General features: G+C 73.2%; 7 protein-coding genes. 4 read left to right on the top strand and 3 right to left on the bottom strand.

The window, feature by feature from the left end; translation table 11 throughout:
• On the top strand, window positions 1-515 hold a 515-nt coding region (locus D8M29_RS13590), incomplete at its 5' end, for a phosphotyrosine protein phosphatase (protein ID WP_161972458.1).
• A 10-nt stretch (window positions 516-525) separates the two neighbouring features.
• On the opposite strand, the gene D8M29_RS05565 is transcribed toward D8M29_RS13590, so the two are convergent.
• Entirely contained in the window at window positions 526-1,860 is a 1,335-nt protein-coding gene (locus tag D8M29_RS05565; protein ID WP_127435221.1) for an O-antigen ligase, read from the bottom strand.
• A gap of 126 nt (window positions 1,861-1,986) precedes the next feature.
• Between D8M29_RS05565 and D8M29_RS05560 the strand changes: the two genes are divergently transcribed.
• Complete coding sequence (locus D8M29_RS05560) at window positions 1,987-3,378, top strand: polysaccharide biosynthesis tyrosine autokinase (RefSeq protein WP_127435220.1); 1,392 nt, start codon at window positions 1,987-1,989, stop codon at window positions 3,376-3,378.
• 108 nt (window positions 3,379-3,486) lie between these two features.
• Here the strand turns inward: D8M29_RS05560 and D8M29_RS05555 are convergent, their stop codons facing one another.
• Window positions 3,487-4,047: a hypothetical protein gene (locus tag D8M29_RS05555; RefSeq protein ID WP_127435219.1), complete on the bottom strand. Its 561-nt coding sequence runs from the start codon at window positions 4,045-4,047 to the stop codon at window positions 3,487-3,489.
• 209 nt (window positions 4,048-4,256) lie between these two features.
• On the opposite strand from D8M29_RS05555, the gene D8M29_RS05550 reads away from it, so the two are divergent.
• Window positions 4,257-5,144, top strand: a complete 888-nt coding sequence (locus D8M29_RS05550) for a nucleotidyltransferase family protein (protein WP_127435218.1) — start codon at window positions 4,257-4,259, stop codon at window positions 5,142-5,144.
• Complete coding sequence (locus tag D8M29_RS05545) at window positions 5,134-5,466, top strand: PqqD family protein (protein ID WP_119217474.1); 333 nt, start codon at window positions 5,134-5,136, stop codon at window positions 5,464-5,466. The genes D8M29_RS05550 and D8M29_RS05545 overlap by 11 nt, the downstream gene beginning before the upstream one ends.
• 6 nt (window positions 5,467-5,472) lie before the next feature.
• On the opposite strand, the gene mfd is transcribed toward D8M29_RS05545, so the two are convergent.
• Window positions 5,473-9,046, bottom strand: a 3,574-nt coding sequence (gene mfd / locus D8M29_RS05540) for a transcription-repair coupling factor (protein ID WP_127445838.1), incomplete at its 5' end; no start/stop codon positions are given.

The following is a 9,046-nucleotide window of genomic DNA, read 5'->3' as shown; positions in this document are numbered from 1 at the left end:
CGGAGGTCACGAGCGCGGGCACGGAGCCGAACCAGGCGCTGACCGTCCCCGGCCCGCTGCTCGACCTCGCGCCGAGCCGCCGAGTCCGCGCGGCGTTGACGCAGCATCGGCCGCAGCAGCTGACCGGGCGTTCGCTGGCGGGCCAGGACCTCGTCCTGACCGCGACGGACGACCACCTGGACGAGGTGCTGCGCGAGGACCCCGCGGCGGTGCGCCGGACCTTCACGATCCTCGGCATGGGCACCCTCCTGCGCGACCACGGCGAGGAGCTCGCCGCGGCGGTCCCTCCGGGCGCCGGCGTCACCGCGCTCGTGACGGCCCTGGCGGAGCTGCGCTCCCGCCTGATCGCCCACGGGGAGCGACCGGACGCGGATCTGCCGGACCCGTTCCGCGGCCCCGCCGAGGGCTACGCCGCGATGGCGCAGACCGCGCAGCCGATCGTCGAGCTGCTGGCGTGGGAGATCGCCCGGGCCCTCGACGGGGACCTCGTGGAGGAGGAGCCGACGGGCGCCTGACCGGCCGGCGTCAGAGATCGGGGACGGCGTGCCCGCCGGAGGACGGGGCGTGCTGCCCCTGGCGCGCCGCGGCCAGCACCCGACGACGGCGCCGCTCGAGCACCTCGCTCTCGAGCGGGGCGTCCCGCTCGTCGAGCCAGAGGGTCACGCCGGCGGCGACGACGAGCATGCTGGGGATCGTGATGAACACCTCGCCCAGCTGCGTCGCGGAGACGAACACGACGACGGCCGCCGCCTCCACCGCCACGCGCGAGGGGGTGCGCAGCCGGGCGCTGAACAGGCGCAGCCCGAAGAACGCGTACGCGCCGAGGACGGCGAGGAGGAGCACGACGCCGCCCTCGGTGTAGAGGCCCGCGTAGGAGTTGTGGTAGTGCCACGTGGCGCCGCCGAAGTCCACGTACGCCGTGGTGAGGCCCCGGCCGTACCACGGCGTCTCCGCGACGCGCACAGCCGTCTCGGCCTGGATGTTCGAGCGCAGCCAGTCCGTGCCGGTGCGGTCCGCGAAGAAGGCGATGCGGGCCAGGTTCTCCTCGGCGAACGCGACCGCCCAGGCGAGGACCGCCAGCAGGACCAGGCGCAGACCCGCCCCCATCCGCGGCGTCAGCCAGAGCCACAGGACGGCGCAGGCGAAGCCCGCCATGGAGGTGCGGGAGCCCGTGAGGACGACGCACACCGCGGCGGCGACGAGCAGGATCAGCTTCCACCGCCGCGCCCGCACGAGGGCGAGCGCCAGGACCGGCATGGCCGCGTAGTAGAGGCCCGCCACGTTCTTGTCCGCGAGGATGCCGGTCAGGAAACTGCCGTAGGGCGCGGGGACGAGGCCGGCGTAGAAGAGGGGCACGTTCAGGGCCATGGCGGCGCCGAGCCCGACGGCGAGCGAGCGCAGGCTGAGCCGGCCGCCGGCGATGCAGCCGACGAGCCCGACGAGGGCCGCCATCCGCACCCACCGGCGCAGCCATTCCAGGTCCGGAATGCCCTGGGACACGGAGACGATCGCGAGGAACAGCAGCACGGCGGCGGCGAGCACGGCGGTCAGCCCGAGGGCGGAGACATCGCGGCGGGACCGTCGGCACAGCGCCAGGGCCAGCAGCAGGAGCATGCCCGCCTCGTTCAGCGGGAGCGCCACGGGGCCGAGGGGGACGCTGAACGCCTCCATGGCCAGCAGGGCCCCGAGCAGCAGTTCGGGGATGCGCAGGGGCTCGCGCGGGACGGCGGCGTCCTGGTCGGCCGACCACACGGACGTGCCGCGGGCGGCGGCGCGGGCGTGCTTCTCCCGTTCCGTCTGCAGGGCCACGTAGCGGGGGTCGGAGTGCCGCGGTCCGTGCGCGTCGTGCCCCACCGTCATGACCGCTCCTCCGTCGCCCTGCCGGGGCGCGTCTCCGCCCCACGCCCAGCGTAGACGAGTGCGGCAGAACGGGCTGTCCCGCTTGTTAGAGTGAGCTGAGTCGCTGCCCTTCGATCCTGGGATCCCATGAACATCATTGATTTCCTTCGTGTGCTGCGTGCGAACCGCCTGGTGATCCTGGGGTGCGCCGCCCTGGGCCTGGCGGCGGGCCTCGTGTACTCGCTGCTGCAGCCCACGCTGTACACCGCCACCTCGACCGCGTTCGTCACGGTGGAGGGGGAGGCGAGCATCTCCGGCACCGAGACCGCCCAGACCCGCGCCCAGTCCTACATCCCGCTGATCAACAGCCGCACGGTCCGCGAGCGGATCGCGGCCGAGGGCTTGGACACCGCCGGCGCGACCATGAGCGCCGCCCTGGTGCCGAACTCGAACCTCATCACGGTGTCCGCCGTGGCCCCCGATGCGCAGCAGGCCGCCGCGCTGGCCAACGGGGCGCTCGTGGCGACCGCCGACGTGGCGAACGAGCTCGATCCGACGTCCAACGTCAAGGTCACGGCCATGGAGGACGCCCTCGTGCCGGCCACGCCCTCGAGCCCGGACCGCGTCCGCCACCTGCTGTACGGCCTGGGCGCAGGCCTCGTCCTCGGCCTGATCGTCGCGCTCCTGCGGCGGCTGCTGGACGTCAACGTGCGGACGACGACGGACGCCCAGGTGGCGGGCGGGGCGGGCCTGCTCGGCGCCATCCCCCTGGACCCCAGCATGAAGGCGGAACGCACGGCGCCGATGGCGCCCCTCTCCCCCCGCGCGTCGGAGGCGGTGCGTCAGCTGCGGACCAACCTGCGGTTCGCTGCGGTGGACGATCCGCCCCGCACCATCGCGTTCACCAGCTCCAACCCCGGCGAGGGCAAGTCGACGGTGATCGGCAACCTGGCCCTGACCGTGGCGGCCGCCGGCCAGCCGGTGATCCTCATCGACGCCGATCTGCGTCGCCCCCGCCAGGCCCTGCAGTTCGGCGTCGACGGCCGCGTGGGCCTGTCCGAGGTCCTCAACGGGGACGTCGCCCTCCAGGACGTGCTGATCCCCGTGGGCGAGGACGGGCTGCTCCTCCTGCCTGCCGGCCGCACTCCCCCGAACCCGTCCGAACAGCTCGGCTCCGAGCGGATGAAGGACCTGCTCACCGCCCTCGCCGAGACGCACATGGTGCTCGTGGACGCCCCGCCCGTGCTGCCCGTCACGGACTCGACCCTGCTCGCCGCGGCGGTGGACGGCACCGTCCTGGTGATCCGCCACGGCAAGACCCGCAAGGAGCACCTCGAGGTGGCCCGGGACATGCTCGCGGGCGTCAACGCCCGGGTGCTCGGCGTCGTGCTCAACGGCACCCCGGCCTCCGGTGTGGGCTCGGACTACTACGGCGGGGGCTACGGCGCGGACGGCGGCAGCTACGACGTCTACTACCAGGCGCCCCGGGACGCCGCCGAGGCCGCGGCCGGGACCGCGGGTGACGCGTCGCCACGCTGACGGCGCCCGGCCGCAGGGCCAGGTCGTCGCATCGACGGCACGGGCCCGGGGATGCAGAAGGGCCCCGCCTCTGAGGAGGCGGGGCCCTTCGTGGCGGTGCTCAGAAGATCAGCACTTCACCGAGGGCGGGGTGGTCTCGAAGCAGTTGCTGAACTCGACGACACCGTCGTTGCAGAGATCCGCGCCCTCAGGAGCGCTCGTCGGCAGGGCCAGCTGCAGCTTGCCCTTGACGCAGCCGGACTCGTTGGCCGAGTTGCCGGTCTTGTTCACCAGGTAGTAGTAGGTCTTGGACTCGCCCGGCTGCAGGAGCAGCTCGGGGTCCATGGCGGCCAGTCGCCTGCCTCCCTCGCACGGGCTGTCGGTGTAGAGACGCGCCTCACCGTTTCGGGTGGTATGACCGCCGAACACCACGGTCACCGTGCCCGGGTTGACGTACACGGGGGTGGGCGACGTGTTGGTGATGGTGATGGTGAAGCCGTAGGCCTGCTTGATGCCATCGGACTGGCCGCCGCCCTGGTGCTTCACGGCGGTGCCCGTGGTCACGTCGGCACAGCCGGTCGGGGAGGCCGCGGCGAACGGGGCGGCGGCGACGGCGGCGACGGCCGGAACCGTCCAGGCGATGCCGGCGGTCACCTTGCGACGGGAGAGGGTGGAGGTGTTCTTCTGCATGGCTTCACTCGTTTCGAGTCGAGGTGTGGCTTTCGCGCCCGAACGGGGTCACGGGTCACGCGAGTGGACAGAGCCCCGCGACACGATTCATGAGAATCGGCTGTGGAGGTCTCAAAGACAGTGTAGACGGGTCGCCCAGCTCGTCGCCAGCATCCCTGTGCGTCCGTGTGGATGAGGGGCCCTCCTTTCGGTCGGCTAAGCTCGCGGCCATGGGGGAACGTGCGACGGGACAGCGACCGGCCGCCCCGCCGTCCCTGGACCTCGAGATCCGCGTCCGCCTCGCCCACGCCCGCATCGCGCACCTGCTGGGCCGGGCCGACATCCGCGCCCTGCACCTCAAGGGCTACGCCACCGAGCCCGGCGTCTACCCCGATCACCGCCGCAGTTCGGACGTGGACCTGCTGGTCCATCCCACCGATGCCGCCGCCGTCATCGCACTCCTGGACTCCCACGGCTGGGAACCGGTCGCCACCTTCTCGGAGGGATCGATCTTCCAGCACGCGGCCACGCTCTGGCATGACCAGCTGGGGTATGTGGACGTGCATCGGCTCTTCCCCGGACTCGGCCCGTCCCCCGAGGCGGCCTTCGACACCCTGTGGAGCGAGCACACCCACCTCGTGATCGCCGGCCGGCCCGTTCCGGTGCCGAGCCCGTGCCACCAGCGGCTCGTCGTCATCGTCCACGCGGCCCGCGATCCGTATCGCGGCGCGCACGACGTCCGGCACATCCGGGAATCCCTGCCCGCCGAAAGCTGGGCAGCCCTGCGCGAGGAAGCCCACCGGCTGGACGCGGGCGCGGCCTGGCACGTCGCCACGGGCGAGGCCGCCGACGGCGTCGACTCCAGGCAGCTGACCCTCTTCGCGGCGCTGCACGAGAGCCAGAGCGGTCTGGAGCTGTTCCGCACCCGGTGGCAGTCGGCCGCCACGGCGCGGGAGCGGGCCGTCCTCGTGGCCCGCACGATCCCGGTGAACCGCCCCCATCTGCAGATGCGCCTGGGCCGGCCTGTCACCCGCGCGGACCTGTGGCGCGAGCAGCGCGCCCGGCTCGGCGCACTCGCCGGCTGGGCCTGGAGGAAGGCGGTGCGCCGTGACCGTTGAGACCACCGAGGGCTGGGCCCTGGCCCCCGACATCGCGTGGGCCCGCACCGCCGGCGGCCAGGCCGTCGTCATGACGCTCGAGGCCGGTCAGCCGCTGCTGTTGAGCGCCTCGGGCGACGTGATCTGGGACGTCCTCGTGGGCGGCCGCACCCCGGATGACGACCTGGTCGCGGATCCGCCGACGCCGCTGTCGACGACGACAATCACGGTCCAGGTGGCGGAGGCGTTCGGCCTCGACCCCGCCGACGTCGCGGCCGACGTCCACGCCTTCCTCGAGATGCTCGAGGCGCACGGCGTCCTCGTCCGCGTGCGGACGGCCTGACCCGGCTCAGCCCTCCGGCGCGAAGATCGCGTCGACCACCTGCTGCGCCCACTCGAGCAGCGGGACGTCCACGAGGTCCTGACCCATGACCGGCTTGGTCTTGGGCCGCGGGATGAGGACGCCGTTCAGGGCCGGCTTGACCTGGGCGCCCTTGTACATGCGGGTCAGGCGCATCTGACGGGACTCCGGCAGGTCCGCGGCGGGGCCGAACTTCACGTTCTGGCCCAGCAGCATCACCTCGGTGACGCCCGCGGCCCGCGCCCGGTTGCGGAACCGGGCGACGGCGACGAGCGCCTCCACCGGCTCCGGCAGCGGGCCGTAGCGGTCCTTGAGCTCCTCCACCACGGCGTCCACGGCGGCGTCGTCCGCGGCCTGGGCGAGGTTGCGGTACATCTCCAGGCGCAGCCGCTCCCCCGGCACGTAGTCGTGCGGCAGATGGGCGTTGACCGGCAGCTCCACCTTCACCTCGGCGGGCGCGGTGTCCTCCTCGCCCTTGAAGTCGGCCACGGCCTCGCCCACCATCCGCAGATACAGGTCGAAGCCCACGCCGGCGATGTGGCCGGACTGCTCGCCGCCCAGCAGGTTGCCGGCGCCGCGGATCTCGAGGTCCTTCATGGCCAGCTGCATGCCCGCGCCGAGCTCGTTGTGGGTGGCCACGGCCTTGAGGCGTTCGAGGGCCACCTCGCCCAGGGGCTTCTGCGGGTCGTACAAGAAGTACGCGTACGCCCGCTCGCGGCCACGGCCCACGCGGCCGCGCAGCTGGTGCAGCTGCGAGAGGCCGTAGCGGTGGGCGTCCTCCACGATCAGGGTGTTGGCGTTGGCGATGTCCAGGCCGGTCTCGATGATCGTGGTGGAGACGAGCACGTCGAACTTCCGCTCCCAGAAGTCCACCATGATCTGCTCGAGCCGGGCCTCGCTCATCTTGCCGTGGGCGACGGCGATCCTCGCCTCCGGCACCAGCTCGGCGATGCGCTTGGCCACCTTGTCGATGGTGGTGACGCGGTTGTGCACGTAGAACACCTGGCCCTCGCGCATCAGCTCGCGGCGGATGGCCGCGGTGACCTGCTGGTCCGAGTACGGGCCCACCGAGGTGAGCACGGGGTGGCGCTCCTCCGGGGCGGTGGCCAGCGTGGAGGTCTCGCGGATGCCGGTGAGGGACATCTCGAGGGTGCGCGGGATGGGCGTGGCGGACATGGCGAGCACGTCCACGTTGGTGCGCATCTTCTTCAGCGCCTCCTTGTGCTCGACGCCGAAGCGCTGCTCCTCGTCCACGATCACCAGGCCCAGGTCCTTGAACTGCACCTGGTCGGAGAGCAGCCGGTGGGTGCCGATCACCACGTCCACCTCACCGTGCGCGAGCCCCTCGACGACCTCCTTGGACTCCTTGGCGGTCTGGAACCGGGAGAGCGCGGCCACCTTCACGGGGAAGCCGGCGAACCGGTCGGAGAACGTCTGGTGGTGCTGGCGGGCGAGCAGCGTCGTCGGGACGAGGACGGCCACCTGTTTGCCGTCCTGCACCGCCTTGAACGCGGCGCGCACGGCCACCTCGGTCTTGCCGAAGCCGACGTCGCCGGAGACGAGCCGGTCCATGGGGACGGCCGCCTCCATGTCCTTCTTGACGTCCTCGATGGTGGTCAGCTGGTCCGGCGTCTCGATGAACGGGAACGCCTCCTCCAGCTCGCCCTGCCACGGGGTGTCCGGGGCGAACGCGTGGCCGCGCGAGGCCATGCGGGCCGAGTACAGGCGGATGAGCTCGCCGGCGATCTCGCGGGTGGCGCGCTTGGCCTTGGACTTGGTCTGCGCCCAGTCCGAGCCGCCCATCTTGGAGAGCGACGGCGTCTCCCCGCCCACGTAGGTGGAGATCAGGTCGAGCTGGTCGGTGGGCACGAACAGCCGGTCGCCCGGGGCACCGCGCTTCGAGGGCGCGTACTCGAGCACGAGGTACTCGCGGTAGGACTCCTCGGCGCCGGGGGCGGTGCGCGGACCGCCGGTGACCTTGCGGCGCTGCAGCTCCACGAAGCGGGCGATGCCGTGCTGGGAGTGCACCACGTGGTCGCCGGGCTGCAGGGTCAGCGGGTCGACGGCGTTGCGCCGCTTCCGGGCCAGCCGTGCCCCGGGGGCGCGCGTCCCAGCGGTGCGGTGCCGGCCGAAGAGGTCGTGCTCCGTGATCAGGGCGATCTGCGCGTCCGGGATCGTGAAGCCGGAGCCGACGGGCGCCGTCGCGATGGAGACCCGCCCCGGGGCGAGGTCCGCGGGCAGGGGCCCGTCCACCACGGCGGCCGTGAGGCCGGCCTCCGTGGTGAGCTCGGCGAGACGGCGGGCGGAGCCGGGGCCGTCGGTGAGGACCACGGCATGCCACCCCTCCGCGAGCCGGACGCGGGTGTGCGCGACCATGGCCTCGATGTCGCCCGAGAAGGTCTGCGGGACGCCGAGGGTGGCGCGCAGGGTGGCGGCGTCGGGCAACAGCTCGGCGTCCGAGACCAGCGCGGTGACGGACCAGAACCCCTGGTCCTGCTCGAGGGCGGCGGCGCGGAGTTCGGCCACCGTGAGGAAGCCGCCCGCGGCGGACTGGTCCGCCCCGGCCACGTCCACCGGGGCGACCGCGCCCTGCGCGGCACCGGCCCACGCGGCCTGGAGGAACTCCTCGTTGGTGGCCAGCAGGTCGTCGGCGCGGCCGCGCAGGCGCTCGGGCTCCACGAGGACGGTCAGCGAGCCTGCGGGCAGCATGCGGGGCAGCGACGTCATGGCCTCGGCCAGCAGCGGGGAGAGGGACTCCATGCCCTCCACGGCCACGCCCTCGGCGATCCGGTCCAGCATGTCCGCGGCGGCGGGCATGGCCGGGATCAGCTCTTTGGCGCGCCGGCGCACGTGGTCCGTGATCAGCAGCTCGCGGCACGGGGGCGCGTACAGCTCGGTGGGGTGACCCGAGCCGTCCTCCGTGGTGTCCTCGAGGGAGCGCTGGTCCGCCACGGAGAACCAGCGCATCTGCTCCACCTCGTCGCCGAAGAACTCGATGCGCACGGGGTAGTCCTCGGTGGGCGGGAACACGTCGATCAGCCCGCCGCGCACGGCGAACTCGCCGCGCCGGCTGACCATGTCCACGCGCGAGTAGGCGGCGTCCGCGAGCGCGGCCACCACACCGTCGAAGTCCCGCTCCTCCCCCGTCCGCAGGGTCACGGGGCTCAGCTCGCCGAGCCCGGCCACGAGGGGCTGCAGCACGGCGCGCACGGGGGCGACGACGACGCGCAGCGGGCCCTCCGCGTGCTCCTCCGGGTGGGCGAGGCGGCGCAGCACGGCCAGGCGGGCGCCCACGGTGTCCGAGCGCGGGGACAGGCGCTCGTGGGGCAGCGTCTCCCAGGACGGGAACAGCGCGGCGGCACCGGCGGGGGCCCAGGCGGCGAGGTCGGTCACGAGGTCCTCGGCCTCGCGGGTGGTCGCGGTGACCACGAGGACGGCGGCGCGCTCGCCGTGGCCCTCGGCCAGCGCCTCGGCCAGGACGGTCAGCAGGGGCGCGCGGGCGCCCTCGGGCAGGCCGATCTCCAGTTCGACGCCCCGGGCCTCGAGCGGCCGGGCGGCGGAG

The sequence above is a fragment of the Micrococcus sp. HSID17227 genome, from assembly GCF_003989405.1.
In the GTDB taxonomy this organism is placed as follows: Bacteria; Actinomycetota; Actinomycetes; order Actinomycetales; family Micrococcaceae; genus Micrococcus; species Micrococcus luteus.
The sequence above is the reverse complement of the archived record's forward strand: the minus strand, read 5'-3'. Positions and strand labels throughout refer to the sequence as shown.